Below are 19,492 nucleotides of genomic sequence, written 5' to 3'. Positions count from 1 at the left end.
TTTTGTAGTTATCTGATCTCTTTTTATCACGACAAATAAGCTGATAGTTAATCAAATTTTTTTATCAGCACGTTCTTTTATGTTATTCTGTAGTTGAATCCTGATGCTTTTCTTCTGCTGGATGATCTTTTATAATGCCGACCATTCCTGATTGGAAGAATATTTTTAGAAATATAGGATTCTAACCGTTTTGGTGGGGATTTTCCTCTAATAAAAGATCTACACAGTCTCACAGCGACTGTAAAATTAACTTTATATTGATATGATCGAGCCTTTTCTTGGAGTGATACATGATCTATGATCATTTGGGTGAAATTGTACACTATAAGTTTAGCGTAGATCTCTTGAAGGATCCCCACTATTTTTTTAGCGTGAAAGTTCAATAATCCCAAGGTATGTTTCAATGTCCTGAATGCTGTTTCTATCCCCCAACGTAAATGGTAAAGCTTTTTTAGTTTCCAAGCTGGATATGAACTTTGATTTAGATTAGTTACTACAGTCACATCCTTGTCTTCGGATACAGAAAAACGTACTATTCTAAATTCAAGTGAATAAAATTCAGTTGGGTCAGCTTTCTTGGTTTTTTGTGATAAAAAATCGAAGGTCACATTGGCCGGTATAAATCTATAAGAATTACGTTCTCTAAATAATTCCTTAGTTTCTCTAGTTTGTTTACGTGTTAATTTTAGTGTGAAATGTTTATCGAATTGGCGTTCATCTGGAAGTGCTATTCCACTGATCACGCCATTGTTGTTTCGTACTCTGATCAAGAAAGACCAACCTTTTTCTTGGATGTGCGCTAAGGTATTATAAGATTCATATCCTCTATCGCCAATAATGAGCGCCTTAGGGATTTTAGAACGAGCGATCATTTTATTCAAGGCATTGCGCTCATTATCCATACCTTTTTGGACGATCACATCTGTATAAATTTGTTTGTCTAAGTCAAAGAGTGCGTTAAGGTGAAGTAAATTATAAGCTTTGCGACCATTTGGAGATGGAAAATAAGAGCTTTTATCAGTTGGATCAGTTGGGATATGAATACTAGAGCCATCGATAGCTAGGATCCTGATTTGACTTTGAGTGTTTTGTGATAATCGATCGGAAAACAGATGGAAGAATTTTTTAAACGCCTCAGCTTTTACTTTATATCTTTGTTGTGTAAAAGCTGAAACAGTGAGTTCCGGTATACCTCCTGTTAGTTGTGATAATTCACTTAGAATAGTCCCGCCACCCATTGATAGAATATAAAGTAGCGTGTCTTTAAAAACAAGTTTTCTCTGACGTATAAAATCACGTTTGGGATCGACAACATATTTTTCTTTTTCTTGGTCGATCGAGTCAAGGGTAGTTAAAAATAACTTTTTCAGTTGTGCTATATTCATAATGCTCACCTCCGTACATTAATAATCTCTATTAACGTCATAGATGTCAAAAAAGAGAGCTTGTATCAAATTTCTAAATTGAAATTTGATACAAGCTCTCTTAACTTAATGACATTGGGCAGCAAGCAGCCTCTTTTTTAATTGCTCAAACGATAGAATAACTTTAAGCTATAGTTGATCACGCGAAAAACTAAATAGATGGTGCTCGTGACCATGAGAAAATAGAGAAAAGCTAAGCCTAAAGGGGCAAACCAAACATCAGTATGTAAGAGAAGCGAGACAGTCTTTAAAGATGCTTGAGTCGTTGCATCTTGAGTTGAGAGAATAAAAACAAGTTTGATGAGTGAGATGAGTAATCCCAGAAAAAGGCTAACTTTGAATTGGCGGTAATTGATCATCGCAAAGACCTCACTTTCTAAATGTTATTTTTATTATATAATGCTTAGGGCTGCTTTAGTAGTCAAATCAAAAATATTGACAACGCTTACAGCATAAGGTATCTTTAAGGGGTAAGGTAATAGTATTATTTACCTTCTAATCAATTCTCTTTCTCTCTTATGCCACAGTTGTAGCCTCCCTAGAAGCTACAACTGTTTTTGTTGTTGAAAAGCCACGATGTTATAATGTATTCAATGAGGAATATTTTATAAGAAGTGTTCTTTTACAATATGAAAGGAGCGAGCTAGTATCTCTTTGATACTAGAAAGTAGAAGCTTTGAAGAGTAATGAAACGTTGAATTTGATCGAAGAGATCACGCGTAATGATGGCTCAAAGTATTATGAGATCTCAAATATCCCTCAAAATGGACGGGCTGAATTAGCGGCCGTTAGAGGATTTATCAAAGAAGTTCGGATCTTGCAGTTGAATATTCCACGTTCAAGTAACTTGATCAAATATGAGAAGTATATCAATGAAAATTTTGTTATGCCAGCTGAAGATTTCGATCATTTTGAAGAATGGGTCAAACCCCCTGAGATCCAAACGATCGTTGACGCGATCTTACGTGAAAATCATATTGCATAAAAATAGCGATCCCGTTTTATTAGAGCGGGATCGCTATTTTTTATGAGAAGTATTTTTAGAGAGAAAATTAAAATATAATTATACAACTTGGTAACGGTTAAAGCAAACGATTACACCTCTGATAATTAAAATTTTTTCTAAAGATGATTTAGAAAATTTTTTAAAAAGTTATGGGAAATAAAAGAGTGTAATTCTAATCATTATTACATTAATATGTTATTATATACATAGGATATGTGTTAATTATTTTGATAAGGAGGAAAGAGGATGCCCACTGGTTTAAATCTACCCCTTGAAATGGAAACGTTTGCTAAAGGGGAAAACTTTCATGCCCAAAATTTTTTAGGAGTTCATCCAGCTAAAAAGGCAGGCTACACTTTTCGGGTCTGGGCACCAAAGGCACAGAAGATCTGGCTTGTAGGTGATTTTAATGATTGGGAAGATGATCTCCCGATGACTTTAGGTGAGCACGGTATCTGGACGATAACTGCTCCAACTGCTAAAAAAGGGCAAATGTATAAATATAAAGTCAAACAATATGATGGACGGATCGTCTATAAGATCGACCCGTTTGCCTTTCGTTTTGAACAGCGCCCAAATGACGCTTCGATCATCTATGAGATTCCTGAATATAAGTGGCACGATGGGCTTTGGCGTGGGAGACATAAACGTTTGAATTATTTTGAACGTCCAATGAACATTTATGAGATTCATCCTGGGTCATGGAAAGAACATGCTGATAAGACACCCTACAGTTTAGCTGACCTTAGTCGTGAACTGATCCCATATCTAAAGAAGATGAATTATACGCATGTTGAATTTATGCCATTGATGGAGCATCCGCTCGATGCTTCGTGGGGGTATCAGTTGATCGGTTATTTTGCTGTCAGTTCAGCTTATGGCACTCCCGAAGAATTTCAACAATTTGTTGATGAATGTCATAAAGAAAATATCGGAGTGATCGTTGATTGGGTCCCAGGACATTTTTGCATCAATGATGATACTTTGCCTTATTATGATGGGACTCCGACTTTTGAATATGAAGACCCTGACCGGGCGCGAAACATCGGTTGGGGATCGCAAAATTTTGATCTTGGTAAACCAGAAGTCCAATCATTCCTACTTTCAAGTGCCTTCTTTTGGATCGAGACTTTCCATTTAGATGGATTGCGAGTAGATGCTGTTTCCAATATGATCTACCTTGATTATGATGAGGGTCCATGGAAACCCAATATATATGGGGGCAATCGTAATCTTGAAGGGTGGCACTTCCTACGTAAATTAAATAAAGAAGTCAAGTTTGCCCATCCAAAAACGATCTTGATCGCTGAAGAAAGTTCGGCCGGAACAAAAGTCACTGGGATGTTGGAAGAAGATTCCCTTGGTTTTGACTATAAATGGAATATGGGTTGGATGAATGATGTCTTGAACTTCTACCAAATGGATCCTCTCTTTCGAGGAGACCATCTAGATATGTTGACATTTTCTTGGATGTATCGTCTTTCAGAAAACTACATTTTACCGCTCTCGCATGATGAAGTCGTGCACGGAAAAAAGAGTCTATTGCATAAGATGTGGGGCGACCGCTATAAACAATTTGCCCAGCTGAGAAATCTATTGACTTATCAGATCACCCACCCTGGTAAGAAATTGCTCTTTATGGGGGGCGAATTTGGACAATTTATTGAGTGGCGTTACTATGAAGGGTTGACTTGGGATAACTTAGACGATGAATTCAACCAAAAAATGCAACACTTTACAGCTAAATTAAATGAATTTTATCAACAGAATCGTTCTTTATGGGAATTAGAGGATCGTGAAGAGAGTCTCGAAGTGATCGATGCTAATAATCGTGATCAAACGATCTTGAGTTTTATTCGTCATGGCAAACGCAAAAAAGATTTTGTTATTGTGATCATGAATTTAACGACGCTTGAACAAAAAGATTTTGAGATCGGAGTCCCTTATCCTGGAACTTATCGCGAAGTTTGGAATACAGAGATGGAAGAATTCGGGGGAACTTGGACGAAACATAATCCACTTAGCCAAACAAAGGAAAAGATCTTTAAAAATTACGATCAAGTTATCAAAATAACAGTTCCAGCTTTAGGTGTTTTGATCTTAAAACCAGAAGAGATCAATCTACGCTATAAGAATCATAAGTACTTAAAACCAACTAAAGAAACTATGCCAAAAACGACAGAAACTAAGCGCAAACCTGGTAAGGAGGGAAAGGACAAAAAGTCCAAGAATAAATGAAAAACGAAATGCTAGCGATGATCTTAGCCGGGGGAAAAGGGACACGGCTAGGTAAACTAACACAAAATATTGCTAAACCTGCAGTACCATTTGGGGGACGCTATCGGATCATTGATTTTACACTTAGTAATTGTGTCAATTCGGGGATCAAAAATATCGGTGTTGTGACGCAATACCAACCGTTGATCTTAAATAATCATATCGGAAATGGTGCTAGTTGGGGGTTAGATCGGCTCGATTCGGGGGTCACGATCTTACAACCATATTCAAATAATGAAGGTTCCAAGTGGTTTGAAGGAACTTCACATGCGATCTACCAAAATATCGACTATATCGATTCGATGGATCCAGAATATCTTTTAGTTTTATCTGGCGATCATATCTACAAGATGGATTATGAAGATATGTTAGCGCAACATATCAAAAATCATGCTGCCTTAAGCGTAGCCGTGATCGATGTTCCTTGGGATGAAGCAAGTCGGTTTGGGATCATGAATACCGATGAAAATGATCGGATCATCGAGTTTGAAGAAAAACCAGCTGAACCAAAAAGCAATCATGCTTCGATGGGGATCTATATCTTCACGTGGTCACGCTTGCGTGATGTTTTGATGAATAGTTTCAAAAAAGATGTCGATATGTATGACTTTGGTAAAAATGTGATCCCATTTTATATCAAGAGCGGCGATAATGTGCATGCCTACCATTTCTCGGGTTATTGGAAAGATGTAGGAACGATCGAATCTTTATGGAGTACGAATATGGAATTCATCGATAATGAAGGTGACCTTGATATTCGTGATAAGACTTGGCCGATCTATTCTAAAAATCCGATCGCCCCTCCACAATTTATCACTGATAGTGCCCGGGTCAATAATTCAATGATCGTAGATGGGTGCTTTATTGCAGGTGATGTTGAACATAGTATTTTAGCGGCTAACGTTCAAGTTAAAGAAGGCAGCGTGATCGAAGATAGCGTTGTGATGACAGGTGCTTCGATCGGTAAAAATGTGACGATCAAACGGGCGATCATTGGTGAAAATGCGATCATCGGTGATGGAGCGGTGATCGATGGGACAGAAGAGATCGCAGTTGTAGGTAATTCAGAAGTATTAGGGGTGACGATCAATGAAGGCTAATAAGATGTGTGCGATTTTAGGAAATGAACATGAGTATAATGGTTTACTGCCTTTGACCGCCAATCGACCACTTTCGACTCTGTATTTTGATTGTAAGTATCGAGTAATGGATTTTGCGCTTTCAAGTGCAGTTAATGCTAATATCAGGACTGTTTATATGATCTTAAACGAAGGTCGGGTCAAATCGGTATTTGATCATTTAGGTGGTGGTCGTGAGTGGGGACTTGATAGTATCGGGAGTTACCAATATCTCGGTTTTTACCAAGATATTTTACGTAAAAAAGCTGATGGTAAACCATATTTTAGCGATATGATCGGCTTCTTGAAAAAGTCAAAATCAGCCTACACTGTCTTCTTTGGAAATAAGATGTTGTGTAATATCGATCTTCGTTCAGTTTTAGCTGTTCATGAAGCCCATGATAATGAGATCACTGTTGTTTTTAAACGTGTTCCAAAAGAAAAGATCGCATCTGACGACCATATTTTAGAACTAAGTGACGAAAATAAAGTTTTGAGTAGTGAAGTTTATGGAGAAGAGCGCAGTGAGCAGGCGTTGTATAACTTATCGATGAGCATCTTTTTAGTCAAGACAGATTGGCTGATCGATCTTTTGAATAAAGGCCAAAATGCTGGTGCGCCTGCAAGTGTGCAAGAGCTCTTGACTCGTGAGATGACGCGGGTCAATACACGGGCTTATGAGTATACAGGCTACTTGAGCAATATTTATGACATCAAGAGCTATTATGATGCCAATATGGATATGCTTGATCCAGAAAATTTCAATACACTTCTTTTTTCAAGTCAACGTGTGATCACGCGAACCAAAAATGAAGTGGCGACACACTTTTACGATTCGTCTGAAGTCAACTCAAGTCAGTTTGCGACTGGGTGTATCATCAAAGGAAAAGTTGATCATAGTTTGATCTCACGACGAACAATAGTCGAAGAAGATGCAAGTATCGAAAATTCGATCGTGATGAGTAATGCTAAGATCCGCCATGGAGCGACTTTAAAATATGCGATCTTAGATAAAAATGTTGAAGTTGAAGCCGGAGTGACGATCATGGGGACACCAGAAAAACCGATCGTGATCACTAAAGATAGTCATGTCGTGGCTGATATTTATGGGGGGGAGAAATAGTGAAGATCTTATTTACCGCTGCTGAATGTGCACCCTTTTTTAAAACAGGTGGCTTAGGTGATGTGGCGGGGGCTTTGCCCAAAAGTTTAGCTAAAAAAGGTAACGAAGTTCGCGTCGTTTTACCTTTCTTTACGCAAATGCCAGCTAAATATCAAGAAAAGCTGACTGATATTTTTAATTTCTATGTTTCGGTCGGGTGGCGCAAAGAATATTGTGGCGTCAAAGCTTTGGAATTAGATGGCGTGACGTATTATTTTTTAGATAATAAGTATTATTTTGATCGGCCTGGGCTTTATGGATATTATGATGATGGCGAGCGTTTTGCCTTTTTCCAACAAGCTGTCATCGAATTGATGGAGCGGATCAATTACATTCCTGATATTTTACACGTTAACGATTACCATACGGCTTTTATTCCGTTTTTATTACGTGAAAAATATGGTTGGATCGAAGCTTTTAACCATATTGCCACTGTGTTGACGATCCATAATTTGGAATTTCAAGGGCAATATGGGCGCGAGATCTTACCTGAACTTTTTGGAATGTCAACTGAGCGCTATGACGATGGAACGATCAAAATGGGGACTGCCGTTAATTTTATGAAAGCTGGGATCTACTACGCTGATAAAGTCAACACTGTCAGTCCAAGTTATGCTAGTGAGATCCAAACGCCTGAGTATGGCTGTGGATTGGATGCGATCTTACGTTCAGTCGATTATAAATTATCGGGGATCTTAAACGGGATCGACTATGAGACTTATGATCCTAAAAAAGATCCAGCCTTGCCTTTTAAATTCGATGTTAAAAATTTAAAGGGCAAAGCTAAAAATAAAGCAGCACTTCAAAAGAAATTTGGCTTACCAGTCAGAAAAGATGTTCCGGTGATCGGGGTCGTCAGTCGTTTGACTTATCAAAAAGGTTTTCAATTAGTTGTTGAAGAAATGGCTAATTTGATGCAATTTGATGTCCAATTTATTTTACTAGGAACAGGTTATCCAAATTTCGAGCATGATTTTAACTACTTTGCTGGGCGCTATCCAGATAAATGTAGTGTCAGCATCAGTTTTGATGTCGATCTTGCCCAACAGATCTATGCTGGGTGTGACATGTTTTTGATGCCATCGGCTTTTGAACCATGTGGTCTTTCGCAATTGATCTCGATGCGTTATGGAACGTTACCGATCGTTCATCAGATCGGTGGGTTGCGGGATAGCGTCTGGGCTTATAACCCGATCGAACAAGTCGGAACTGGCTTTGGCTTTGAAGAATTTTCTTCATTTTGGATGATGGAAGAGATCAAATTAGCTTTGAGCGTCTACCATGACAACAAAAATGTCTGGAAGAAGATGATCAAGACTGCGATGGAATCTGATTTTAGTTGGGATAGTGCAAGTCAAAATTATCTTGATCTATATACGCAGATCTTAAGATAGCTCACTGGGGAAATTTCAGTTATCGGTGTTAATTAAGGGAGGAACTTATGAAAAAAATCACACAGGAAAAATTTGTACATGAATTCAAGAAGCGTTTGGCCGAAAAATATGCATTGGATGTTAAAGATGCAGCACCAAGCGAACTTTATCAGACCTTAGTTTCCGTTGTAAAATCGGGTTACTCTGATATTTGGCGTAATACATGGAAAGATTATGTTAAAAATGATGAAAAGCAAGTTTATTATTTTTCGATCGAATTTTTACCAGGGCGCCTTTTAAAGAGCAACTTACTCAATATGGGTTGGTATGATATCGTTGAAAAAGGTTTAAAAGAAATGGGGCTTTCGCTTGATAAGATCTCTGAGGCCGAAGTTGATATGGCTTTAGGTAACGGAGGTCTAGGACGCTTAGCTTCATGTTTCATGGATTCGTTAGCTTCTGATGGGTTACCAGGAAATGGGAATGGGATCCGTTACAAGTATGGACTTTTCAAACAAAAATTCGTCGATGGTTATCAGATCGAATTACCAAACGAATGGTTGACTGATGGCAATAATTGGGCTGTAGCTCGTGAAAGTAAAGCTGTCGATGTTTTGATGGGCGGACAAGTCCATCTGATCGATAACGGCAAATATCTTGAACCGATCTATGAGGGTGCTGATGTGATCAAGGCTGTACCGTATGATACGGGGATCGTTGGTTACCGTAACGATCATGTCAATACGATGCGTCTATGGGATGCTCAGATCCCAGCGACCGAAGAAGTCAAGTATCCGACGATCGAAGACCGTCGGCGCGTAGAAGATCTGACGTCAGTTCTTTACCCAGATGATTCAAATTATGAGGGCCGGATCTTACGGTTGAAACAAGAGTATTTCTTTACTTCAGCTGGGATCCAAAGTATCGTGCGCCACTATAAGAAGTATGGAAAACCTTTGAAAAAGATCAGCGATTATGTGGCGATCCATATTAATGATACGCATCCTGCGATGTGTGTAGCTGAATTTATGCGGATCTTACTTGATGAAAAACACCTCGATTGGGAGGTGGCTTGGGAGCAGACTGTTAAGACGATGAGCTATACGAATCATACGATCATGGCTGAAGCTCTTGAAAAATGGCCTTTGGAGATGCTTGAAAAAGTTCAACCTCGGATCTTACAGATCATTCAAGAGATCGATCGACGCTATGCTTTAGAATTAGCTGGTAAAAGAGACCAAGATTTCATTGAGCGGACGCGGATCATCAAAGATGGCATGGTCAAGATGGCGCATTTAGCGATCATTGGTTCTCATAGTGTCAATGGGGTCGCTAAGTTGCATACAGAGCTATTGGAAGATGATGTCTTACATGATTTTTATGAACTTTACCCAGAACGTTTTAATAATAAGACCAATGGGATCGCAGTTAGACGTTGGTTACAAGTAGCCAATCCAGAACTTTCAAAGGTGATCGATCAAACGATCGGGACTAAGTGGCGGTTCGATACTAAAAAGCTAAAAGAACTTGAAAAATATGCTGATGATAAGAAAGTTTTGAAAAAGATCGGGCAAGCTAAACGTAGCAATAAAGTTAAGCTAGCCGATTTTATCAAACAAGAGACAGGGATCGTCGTTTCACCTGATGCGATCTTTGATATTCAGATCAAGCGACTGCATGCTTATAAACGACAGTTGTTGAATCTATTAGGGATCGTCAAACTTTATCTTGACTTAAAAGATGATCCAGAACAAAAGATGATCCCAAGAGTCTTTATCTTTGGAGCTAAAGCTGCGCCAAGTTATCATTATGCTAAGTCGATCATCAAATGTATCAACGAAGTGGCCAATTTGATCAATAATGATCCAACGATCAAAGATAAGTTAAAAGTCGTCTTTCTTGAAAATTATGGAGTCTCTTTAGCTGAAAAGATCATTCCAGCAGCTGATGTGAGTGAACAGATCTCAACGGCGACTAAAGAAGCCTCTGGAACTTCAAATATGAAGTTGATGTTGAATGGGGCTTTGACAGTTGCCACTCTTGACGGGGCTAATATTGAGATCAAAGATCATGTCGGTGACGATAATATCTTTATCTTTGGTCTGACAAAAGATGATGTTTTACAATATGAAAAAGATCATAGTTATCATTCGGCCGATTATTATAACAATGATCCTGTCTTACAACGTGTTTTAAATGCGTTTGTTGATGGGACGATCCCAAATATTGAAGTTGAGGGGCACGAGATCTTTGATTCGCTTCTTCGGGTCAATGACGAATTTTTTGTCTTACGTGATTTTGAAGCTTATATCCACACAAAAGAAAAAGTCGCGCAAACGTATGCAGACCAATTAGCATGGCAAAAGAAATGTTTGATTAATATTGCAAATGCAGGTTATTTCTCGGCTGATGATACAGTTGCAAAATATGCGGCTGAAATTTGGGATATCAAAGCAGATCAGCCAACAGAAGGGACCTTAGATGATGTATATCCACTTTGATCCATGGCAGGAAAAACATAAAAAACCGTTTGGAGCGATCAAAGTCGGGCGTCCAGTCGAATTTATGTTGGAAGCTTATGATATTGATATCACGAGTGCAGAACTTTATGTTTATGGCGATGGTAAATTGATCCCTGAGATCATCATGCTTGAAAATAAAAGTCCAGGTCGTTTTTACGCGACTTATACTCCCAAAAAGAGCGGACTTTATTTTTACTACTTCAAATTGGTCTCACGGCAAAATGAGCAAGAACTTGTGCAATATTATTGTGCTGCTCAAGGCGGAGTTGGACAATTGACGAGTTCAAGTGAGCTTTTAGAGAGTCATTCTTACCAGCTGACATGTTATGAAACTGAAGTTAAGGCACCTAAGTGGTACCAAAATGGGATCTGTTATCAGATCTTTCCCGATCGCTTTTATAATGGGAATTTAACTGGTTATATCGATAACAAAAAACCAAATATTTTTATTTATGGAAGAAAAAGCGATCGTCCGATGTATATTCGGAAAAAAGATGGTTCGATCGCACGCTGGGATTTTTATGGTGGAAATCTCAAAGGGATCATCAAAAAGATCCCCTATTTGCAACGCCTTGGTGTAACGATCGTTTATCTCAATCCGATCTTTGAAGCTACGAGTAATCACCGCTATGATACAAATGACTATTTAAAGATTGATTCGATGTTAGGAACAGAAAAGATCTTTCGTGAATTAGTCACTAAACTTCACCAAGCCAATATCAAGTTGATCTTAGACGGCGTTTTTTCCCATGTTGGTAAAAATAGTCGCTACTTTAACGCGGGAGGGCTTTATGGTGAACATGCTGGGGCAGCGCGTGATCAAAAAAGCCCGTATTATCCATGGTTCTCATTTGAGCACTACCCAGATCAGTATCGTTCTTGGTGGGGGATCAGTGATCTTCCTGTCGTCGATAAAAATGATCCGAGCTTTCAAAAGTTTATTTATGGTGAAAATGAGAGTGTGTTAGCCAAATGGAACCGAGTCGGTGTTGATGGTTGGCGACTAGATGTTGCTGATGAGCTTCCGGGAAGTTTTATCCAAAATATCAAAAAGAACTTGACGCGTTATAAAGAGCGGGTCTTGATCGGGGAAGTTTGGGAAGATGCTTCAAATAAGATAACGTATAACAAACGCCGGCATTACGTTAATGGCGATGAGCTCGATGGTGTGATGAATTATCCTTTGAGAAAAGCTATCATTGCTTTGTTGAATGAGGAAGAACCTGTTGAAACGATCGCCAAAACTTTGATGCAACTACGCGAAAATTATCCATTAGAATTTTACAAAAGTTCGCTGAATAATATCGGGACACACGATACAAAACGGATCTTGACTGCTTTACAGGGCGACGAACATAAAGTTGAACTTGCGTTTGCGCTGATGTTGATGTTTCCTGGTGTTCCATGCATTTATTATGGAGATGAAGTTGGTTTAGCTGGTGAAAGCGATCCAGATAATCGCCGTTTTTATCCGTGGGGCCGTGAAAATGAAACATTATTGGCAAAAGTGAAGCAGTTAGTAGCTAAAAGAAAGGCCACTGATGTTTTAGTCGATGGTGAATTAACATTGTTAGCTGGGGAAAATTTCTTTGCAGTCGGTCGTTATCTAGGCACTAAAAAATATATTTATTTAGTAAATGCAAGTGCACGACCAAATGATTTTTACGCTGATAAATTGCAACAGTATCATGATGAGTTGAATTTACGAGCTTTATTGACAAAATTGAATGGCAAAACTTTGGCACCGTTTGAAGGGATCGATGTTGAAGTTTGAGATCTGACCAAAAGATGACTTGGTGCTCACTTTTAGGGGTATCCGTCAACTGATATGGATATTCCTACAAACACTTCCTACAATATGATCTGAGACCCGTCAAGTGAACAACTAAATAATTAAAATTCTAGGCAGCCTGATTCCGGTATTCTTCTGGAGTCAGGCTGTTTAGTTTTATTTGGTAACGTTGGGTATTGTAGAACTTGATATAGTTTTCGATCATTTCTACAAGTTCTCCATATGTTTCACATTTTAGCCAATAATAACATTCTGTCTTGAAATGACTCCAAAAACTTTCCATTGGTGCGTTATCGATACATTTCCCCACTCGAGACATACTTCTTGTAACACCATGCCTTGAGGTCAACCGAAGATATTCCTTTGAAGTATATTGAAATCCACGATCACTGTGAAGAAGTAGATTAGCTTCATTTAAATGCGTGAATGCTTTTTCTAAAGTCTTCATGACAAGCCGATTATCATTTCTTTTACTAATTTCAAAACTTATGATAGATCCATCGTATAGATCTTTGATCGCACTTAAATAAGCTTTTTGTCCTAAGCCATATTCTAAATAAGTGACATCAGTCACCCACTTTTGATTAGGTCTAGTAGCGGAAAAATCACGACCTAAAGTATTTTCTTCGTAGTTTAAATGTTCTGAACGAGTACAACCTCGGCGTTTGCGACGAATTACTGAATATAAACCAAGGACTCTCATTAAGCGACGAATACGTTTGAAGTTATATTGTTTTTGATACTTTCGATTGATAAGAAGAGTCATTCTTCTAGAACCGTAAATTCCATTTAAAGCATGAAATTCTTTTTTTATGATCTCACTTAACCATTCATTTTCCAAAGTACATTGTGATTTTGGAGCAGTTAAATAACGATAATACCCTGAGCGCGATACATTTAAGATCGCACAAAGGATCCAGAGTTCAATTTGTGGAAACTCTTTAAGAACTTCCTGAATAGCTTTAAAACGCAGATTTTTAGGTATAAAGCTTATCTCCTCCTTTCGAGTTCGTCCAATTTTTTTAAAACGATATTTTCTGCTTCTAGATATTTATTACGTTCTTTCAAACGTAGGATCTCAAGCTTGAGACGCTCAGTTTCAGAAAGAGTCTTATAATCACGATCTTTAACTGTTTTACCACGATTATCGTATAATGCCTTTTCGCCATCTACTTCAAACTTTTTGACCCAATTATAGACTTGGGAATAAGAAACATTATATTTATCGATCGCTTTGTGATAATTCTTATTATTAGCAAGTGTATACTGAACTATTTCGAGCCGTTCCTTAAAAGTAGTTTTACGTCCATGTTTCATTCTATTACGACCTCCAATGGTAGCTTTAAAGCCTTTTCCATTAGTATACAAGTTGATCCATTTACGTAAAACCGAAACACTCGAAATATTGTATTTATCACAAATTTTCTTTGGTGAACGTCCATTTTCTAAATATTCTAGAACCGCAGTTGTTTTTAATTCAACTGAATATTCTTTCCAGGTTCTAGACTCTTTTAAGCCATCTAAACCGCCAGCTTTGTATTTTCTGATCCAATTATCAAATGTATTTTTAGAAATGGTATATTTCCGGCAGATAAAGTACTTACTATATTGTCCACTAAGATACTCGGAGACTGCCTGGTATCTTTCTTCAAGTGTATGTTTAGTAGTTCTTCTAGACATAAAAAATCCCCCTAGAGTGATCACAGAATCTTTATTATTTCCGTGTCCACTCTAGGGGAATCATATCAATAGAATTGTGGGGAGTGTTTTTTTACGCAAATATACAATCAATTCGTAAAAAGAAAAATTGTTGATTAGCAAAACCGTAACAACTTCGTTTTAAGAGTTTGATCTTTCGATTGATACCCTCCAAAGGACCATTGGAATATATTGAAGTTACGCTATTTATTAGATAGCTGCGATTTTTACGGAAAGTACGAATGGTCGTATCCATCTCTGTATTGGTGCGCTCATAACTATCAAGAACCTCATTCAAAGTAGTAATGTCTTTATTCTTCAAAGCTAAGGTAATATCTTGGTAAGTCTGATAAACTATTTTGAATTTAGAAAATTTATTGATGATCAAGTCGATCGCATTCTGTTGAGTCATATATTCATTGATTCCCCTAAGATAGACAACATTTTTAGGGTCGATCTCATCAGATTTTTTATGGAATAAACGCCACTGTGATTTGAGGATCTTATATTCTCGACTATGCTTATTGAGCGACCTAGTGAGAGCGATTCGACAACTGTCTAAAGCACGTCCGGCTAGCTGAACGATATGAAATCGATCAATAATAATCTTGGCATTCGGGAAAAGTCGTCGAATGAAACGCTGGTATTGAGCGTTTAAATCAATGACGACCGATTCCACTTGATCACGTTCAAACTTTGAGTAACGATTTTCAAAATAATTGATAATGGTAGAAGATAGTCTATCTGGGAGTTTAGCAACTAACCTATGAGTTTGTGCATCACAACAGATAAAAGAAGTTGTATTTTTAATCGAACGAAATTCATCAAAACAAAGATTCTTGGGCAAAACAGGTACTCGATATTGAGGTTTGATCCGTTCGACAATAGTTCTTCGAACACTACTAGCAGAGCAATGACAGATGCGAGCGATAAGTTCACCGTTCAAACCTTCCCTAGCTAATAACATGATCTGATTTTTTAGTTTACGAGAAAGAGTTTGATTAGGCTTAGTCAATTCAGAGGTCGCACCGAAAGTTGTGCGACAATTTTTACATTGATAGCGTTGTTTATGAAGGATCATTTCATAACGTATACCGTTTAAACTTGGTAAACGTACGTGAGCTTTAGCGAAACCATTTTTATTAACAGTGGCAAAGCCACAATTTCGACAACGGCTGATAGGATAAGATAGTACAGCTTTGATCAAAACTAATTTCTCTGTGCCATTATTTAAATTATCGATAACATCAATAACTTTGAGATTAGGGTCTTTAATATTTAGAAGTTTTAGTATACAATCGTTATGGGACATTTAAATTCTCTCCTTTACGTGGTTTGTGGTGAATTCATTGTATAATGAGAGGGCATTAAATGTCCTTTTTTTTGCGCAAAAAAACTGGTATGGAATTTTTCATCCATATCAGAAAGTGTATACCCACTTTTAGAGCGCTCAAGTCATCTTTTGCTTTTGCGCTCAAGCTAATATTATTTACATATTCTTTACATAAAGCACCAAAGTCCTTTACAAAAAAAGCATAAAATAAAAGAATAAGCTCAACGAAAGAATAGTAAATTGTAGATCAACTGATCTGATCGAGGAAGGAAAAAGAGATGAAAAAGGCAATTATTATCTTTAGCACTTTAGTGTTAGCTTTTATTTTGACAGGATGTGGACAAAAAACGAGTCAAAAACAAAACATTACGATCGTCGGTTCAACTGCCCTGCAACCAATGGTGGAATTAGCTGCAGAAGAATATCAACGGGATCATACTGATGTTACGATCACCGTTCAAGGTGGTGGGTCAGGAACTGGCTTGAGTCAAGTGCAAGCTGGGGCAGTGACGATCGGGAATTCTGATGTTTTTGCTAGTGAGATGCCAGGGATCAAGGTAAACGAATTAGTCGATCATAAAGTTGCCGTTTTAGGGTTGGCTCCTGTGGTAAATAAGGAAAGTGGGGTCACTGATCTAACGATGAAACAATTACGCGATGTATTTCGTGGTAAATATACTAATTGGAAACAACTTGGTGGTAAAAATGTACCGATCGTTTTGATCAATCGTGCTGAAGGCAGTGGGACAAGACGAGCCTTTGAAAAGAGCGTGATGGTCGGGCAAAAAATGGCCAAAGCTCAAGAACAAGATTCAAATGGCACAGTCCAACGGATGGTAACGAGTACTCCAGGGGCGATCAGTTACTTAGCTTTTTCATATATGAACAAAGATATGACTTCATTAAAGATCAACGGTGTCAAACCAACTGCCGCTAATGTCAAAGATAATTCATGGAAGATCTGGGCTTACGAACATATGTATACAAAAGGGCGACCAAACAAACAAGCTAAGCAATTTTTAGAGTATATGAATTCTGATCTTGTTCAAGACAAACTCGTTAAAACACTAGGTTATATTCCGATCAATGAGATGCAAGTAACAAAAGATGAAAATGATAAGGTGATCTCACAAACGGAGGTTGAAAAATAATGGATCCGATCCGAGAAAAAATTTTAAATCGATCAAAAGAAACACGTCAAGATATGTTAGGTAAAACATTGAGTTATGCAAGTATCTTTTTGATCGTTGCAGTAGTTTTAGCGATCTTTGCTTTTGTTGCTTCAAAAGGGATCGCGACTTTTACCCAAAATAATGCGAGCTTAAAAGAATTTTTAACAGGTACAGAATGGAATCCAAACGCGACTGTTGCGGGGCGTCCCCAAGTCGGAGCGTTACCAATGATCTTAGGCTCCTTTGGAGTGACTTTACTAGCCGCACTATTTGCAACACCATTTGCTATCGGAACAGCGCTTTATATGACGGAATTATCAACTAAGCGCAGTCAGCGTTTTATGCAAAGTGTGATCGAACTATTAGTAGGTATCCCATCTGTTGTGTATGGTTTTATCGGTTTGACGACTGTAGTCCCATTTGTTCGGGATCATTTTGGGGGTTCAGGTTATGGGATCTTATCTGGTTCTTTTGTCTTATTCGTTATGGTCTTACCGACGATCACTTCGATGACAGTCGATAGTTTAAAAGCAGTGCCTAAGCATTATAAATCGGCGTCTTTGGCTTTAGGTGCAACTGAATGGCAAACGATCTATCGGGTCCTCTTGCGTGCAGCATTACCAGGGATCATGACGGCGATCGTCTTTGGGATGGCCCGAGCTTTTGGCGAAGCTTTAGCTGTTCAAATGGTCATCGGGAACGCGACTTTATTACCAGAAAGTTTACTTGCGCCTGCTTCAACTTTGACTAGTGTCTTGACGATGGGGATCGGAAATACCGTTATGGGAACAGTTGCAAACAATGCTCTATGGTCTTTAGCTTTGATCCTTTTATTGATGTCACTAGTCTTCAACATTGCAGTACGCTTTATCAGTCGGAAAGGAAAGATGTAATCTATGGATACGAAGAAAATCAATAAAGTGGCGTTAGCTGTGATCAAATTGATCGCTTTGATCGTTGTTTTGATCTTGGCCTTTTTGATCGGTAAGATCTTATTGAGTGGTCTCCCGCACGTTTCGTGGCACTTCTTGACTTCTCCGTCACGTTCCTTTACTGCTGGTGGGGGGATCGGGATCCAATTGTTTAATTCGTTTTACTTATTGATCTTGACGTTACTGATCTCATTTCCGTTATCTTTAGGGGCAGGGATCTATTTAGCAGAATATGCGCCTAAAAATAAAGTGACCGAAGGCATACGCATGGCGATCGAAGTTTTGAGTTCGCTCCCATCAGTTGTAGTTGGCCTTTTTGGTTTCTTGTTATTCGTTGTACAATTTCAAATGGGTTTTTCGATTATCTCTGGTGCGATCGCATTGACCTTCTTTAATCTACCTTTATTGACACGCAACGTTGAAGATTCATTGCAAAATGTCCCTAAACTTCAACGTGAAGCTGGGCTAGCTCTAGGATTATCTAAATGGCATACAGTCACAAAGATCATCTTACCTGAGGCGTTGCCAGGGATCATTACAGGGATCGTCTTATGTGCGGGGCGTGTGTTTGGGGAAGCCGCTGCTTTGATCTATACTGCTGGTCAAAGTGCGACAAATATCGATTTTACAAATTGGAATCCATTTAACGAAGCAAGTCCTTTGAATCTTTTTCGCCCAGCAGAAACATTGGCTGTCCATATTTGGAAGATCAACTCAGAAGGGATCATGCCTGACGCAGACCAGATCTCAGCCGGTGCGTCGGCTGTTTTGATCGTAGCTGTTTTGATCTTTAATTTATCAGCACGTTATTTAGGAAATAGATTATATAAACGCTTGACGGCAAGTAAATAAACGAGGTATGGCAATGAATGTAGGTAAATATGATTTGAATGATACAGCGATCAAGCAGTTTGATCCTCAAAAACAAGAGATCGCATTATCCACCGAAGATCTCCAAGTTTATTATGGCAATAAACATGCTTTTTTTGACGGAAATCTTCAGTTTGAACGTTATAAGATCACGGCTTTGATCGGAGCATCGGGTTCAGGAAAATCGACTTTTTTACGTTCTTTGAACCGGATGAATGATGATGTTGCAACGGTGACAGGAAAGATCTTGTATCGCGGGATCGATATCAATTCGAAAAATATCAATCTCTATGAGATGCGCAAACAGATCGGGATGGTCTTTCAAAGACCTAATCCGTTTTCAAAATCGATCAAAGAAAATATCACGTTTGCTTTAAAGGAAAATGGTATCAAAGATAAACAAAAGCTAGATGAGATCGTCGAAAAAAGTTTACGTGGGGCTGCACTTTGGGATGAAGTCAAAGATGATCTAGATAAAAGCGCACTTGCTTTATCTGGAGGGCAACAACAACGTCTTTGTATCGCCCGAGCGATCGCAATGGGGCCAGATATCTTATTGATGGATGAACCTTGTAGTGCGCTTGACCCGATCTCAACGTTAAAGGTCGAAGAAACAATGCTGGAATTAAAGAAAAAATATACGATCATCATCGTGACGCATAATATGCAACAAGCCTCACGCGCAAGTGACTATACTGCATTTTTTCATATGGGACATGTGATCGAATATGATCAAACAAAGCGCCTCTTTACAAACCCAACGACCCAAGCAGCTGAGGATTACATCTCAGGTAATTTTGGCTAAGCTAAAGT

Annotated in this window: 13 protein-coding genes and 1 pseudogene; 11 read left to right on the top strand and 3 right to left on the bottom strand. The window is 38.4% G+C overall.

Annotated features, from left to right (window positions below; translation table 11 throughout):
* Positions 1–77: 77 nt before the first annotated feature.
* Positions 78–1,385, bottom strand: a complete 1,308-nt coding sequence (locus QFX10_RS00955; RefSeq protein WP_280605492.1) for an IS4 family transposase — start codon at positions 1,383–1,385, stop codon at positions 78–80.
* A 715-nt stretch (positions 1,386–2,100) separates the two neighbouring features.
* Here QFX10_RS00955 and QFX10_RS00950 point away from each other — a divergent pair.
* The 7 genes from QFX10_RS00950 to QFX10_RS00920 all read left to right on the top strand — a co-directional run bounded on the left by QFX10_RS00950 (position 2,101) and on the right by QFX10_RS00920 (position 12,656).
* Entirely contained in the window at positions 2,101–2,409 is a 309-nt protein-coding gene (locus QFX10_RS00950; protein WP_280606399.1) for a hypothetical protein, read from the top strand.
* Positions 2,410–2,676: 267 nt separating this feature from the next.
* Entirely contained in the window at positions 2,677–4,668 is a 1,992-nt protein-coding gene (gene glgB, locus QFX10_RS00945) for a 1,4-alpha-glucan branching protein GlgB (protein WP_280606398.1), read from the top strand.
* Positions 4,665–5,807: a glucose-1-phosphate adenylyltransferase gene (locus QFX10_RS00940; RefSeq protein WP_280606397.1), complete on the top strand. Its 1,143-nt coding sequence runs from the start codon at positions 4,665–4,667 to the stop codon at positions 5,805–5,807. Before glgB ends, QFX10_RS00940 begins: the two co-directional genes overlap by 4 nt.
* Positions 5,797–6,948 carry a glucose-1-phosphate adenylyltransferase subunit GlgD gene (gene glgD, locus QFX10_RS00935; RefSeq protein WP_280606396.1) on the top strand — a complete coding sequence of 384 codons (1,152 nt, stop codon included), beginning with the start codon at positions 5,797–5,799 and terminating at the stop codon, positions 6,946–6,948. Before QFX10_RS00940 ends, glgD begins: the two co-directional genes overlap by 11 nt.
* Positions 6,948–8,381 carry a glycogen synthase GlgA gene (gene glgA, locus QFX10_RS00930; RefSeq protein WP_280606395.1) on the top strand — a complete coding sequence of 478 codons (1,434 nt, stop codon included), beginning with the start codon at positions 6,948–6,950 and terminating at the stop codon, positions 8,379–8,381. Before glgD ends, glgA begins: the two co-directional genes overlap by 1 nt.
* A gap of 47 nt (positions 8,382–8,428) precedes the next feature.
* A complete protein-coding gene (locus QFX10_RS00925; protein WP_280606394.1) occupies positions 8,429–10,861 on the top strand; it encodes a glycogen/starch/alpha-glucan phosphorylase in 2,433 nt (810 codons plus the stop codon).
* The gene (locus tag QFX10_RS00920) at positions 10,842–12,656 is read left to right on the top strand and encodes a glycoside hydrolase family 13 protein (protein ID WP_437178592.1); all 1,815 of its coding nucleotides are present in this window, start codon (positions 10,842–10,844) and stop codon (positions 12,654–12,656) included. Before QFX10_RS00925 ends, QFX10_RS00920 begins: the two co-directional genes overlap by 20 nt.
* Before the next feature lie 127 nt (positions 12,657–12,783).
* Here the strand turns inward: QFX10_RS00920 and QFX10_RS00915 are convergent.
* A pseudogene (locus QFX10_RS00915) lies at positions 12,784–14,354 on the bottom strand (IS3 family transposase).
* A 91-nt stretch (positions 14,355–14,445) separates the two neighbouring features.
* Positions 14,446–15,684 (bottom strand): ISL3 family transposase, encoded by a 1,239-nt coding sequence (locus tag QFX10_RS00910; protein WP_280606192.1) that lies wholly within the window; start codon positions 15,682–15,684, stop codon positions 14,446–14,448.
* 299 nt (positions 15,685–15,983) lie between these two features.
* Here QFX10_RS00910 and QFX10_RS00905 point away from each other — a divergent pair, with 299 nt between their 5' ends.
* Genes QFX10_RS00905 through pstB form a run of 4 tightly spaced genes read left to right on the top strand, consistent with a single transcriptional unit; the run spans position 15,984 to position 19,484 of the window.
* Positions 15,984–16,856, top strand: coding sequence for a phosphate ABC transporter substrate-binding protein PstS family protein (locus tag QFX10_RS00905; RefSeq protein ID WP_280606393.1), 873 nt, complete (start codon positions 15,984–15,986; stop codon positions 16,854–16,856).
* The gene (gene pstC, locus QFX10_RS00900) at positions 16,856–17,770 is read left to right on the top strand and encodes a phosphate ABC transporter permease subunit PstC (protein WP_280606392.1); all 915 of its coding nucleotides are present in this window, start codon (positions 16,856–16,858) and stop codon (positions 17,768–17,770) included. Before QFX10_RS00905 ends, pstC begins: the two co-directional genes overlap by 1 nt.
* Positions 17,771–17,773: 3 nt before the next feature.
* Positions 17,774–18,661, top strand: coding sequence for a phosphate ABC transporter permease PstA (gene pstA / locus QFX10_RS00895; protein WP_280606391.1), 888 nt, complete (start codon positions 17,774–17,776; stop codon positions 18,659–18,661).
* Positions 18,662–18,674: 13 nt separating this feature from the next.
* On the top strand, positions 18,675–19,484 hold the full coding sequence (pstB, locus tag QFX10_RS00890) for a phosphate ABC transporter ATP-binding protein PstB (protein WP_280606390.1): 810 nt from the start codon (positions 18,675–18,677) through the stop codon (positions 19,482–19,484).
* The last annotated feature ends 8 nt before the right edge of the window (positions 19,485–19,492 follow it).

Source organism: Ligilactobacillus faecis (assembly GCF_029889745.1).
Lineage (GTDB): Bacteria > Bacillota > Bacilli > Lactobacillales > Lactobacillaceae > Ligilactobacillus > Ligilactobacillus faecis.
Note: the sequence above shows the minus strand (reverse complement) of the source record. Positions and strands in the feature narration are given on the sequence as shown.

Coding starts and splice junctions, on each gene's coding strand:
- QFX10_RS00955 (WP_280605492.1), bottom strand. CDS start 1,385: ATGAATATAGCACAACTGAAAAAGTTATTTTTAACTACCCTTGACTCG.
- glgB (WP_280606398.1), top strand. CDS start 2,677: ATGCCCACTGGTTTAAATCTACCCCTTGAAATGGAAACGTTTGCTAAA.
- QFX10_RS00940 (WP_280606397.1), top strand. CDS start 4,665: ATGAAAAACGAAATGCTAGCGATGATCTTAGCCGGGGGAAAAGGGACA.
- glgD (WP_280606396.1), top strand. CDS start 5,797: ATGAAGGCTAATAAGATGTGTGCGATTTTAGGAAATGAACATGAGTAT.
- QFX10_RS00925 (WP_280606394.1), top strand. CDS start 8,429: ATGAAAAAAATCACACAGGAAAAATTTGTACATGAATTCAAGAAGCGT.
- QFX10_RS00920 (WP_437178592.1), top strand. CDS start 10,842: ATGATGTATATCCACTTTGATCCATGGCAGGAAAAACATAAAAAACCG.
- QFX10_RS00910 (WP_280606192.1), bottom strand. CDS start 15,684: ATGTCCCATAACGATTGTATACTAAAACTTCTAAATATTAAAGACCCT.
- QFX10_RS00905 (WP_280606393.1), top strand. CDS start 15,984: ATGAAAAAGGCAATTATTATCTTTAGCACTTTAGTGTTAGCTTTTATT.
- pstC (WP_280606392.1), top strand. CDS start 16,856: ATGGATCCGATCCGAGAAAAAATTTTAAATCGATCAAAAGAAACACGT.
- pstA (WP_280606391.1), top strand. CDS start 17,774: ATGGATACGAAGAAAATCAATAAAGTGGCGTTAGCTGTGATCAAATTG.
- pstB (WP_280606390.1), top strand. CDS start 18,675: ATGAATGTAGGTAAATATGATTTGAATGATACAGCGATCAAGCAGTTT.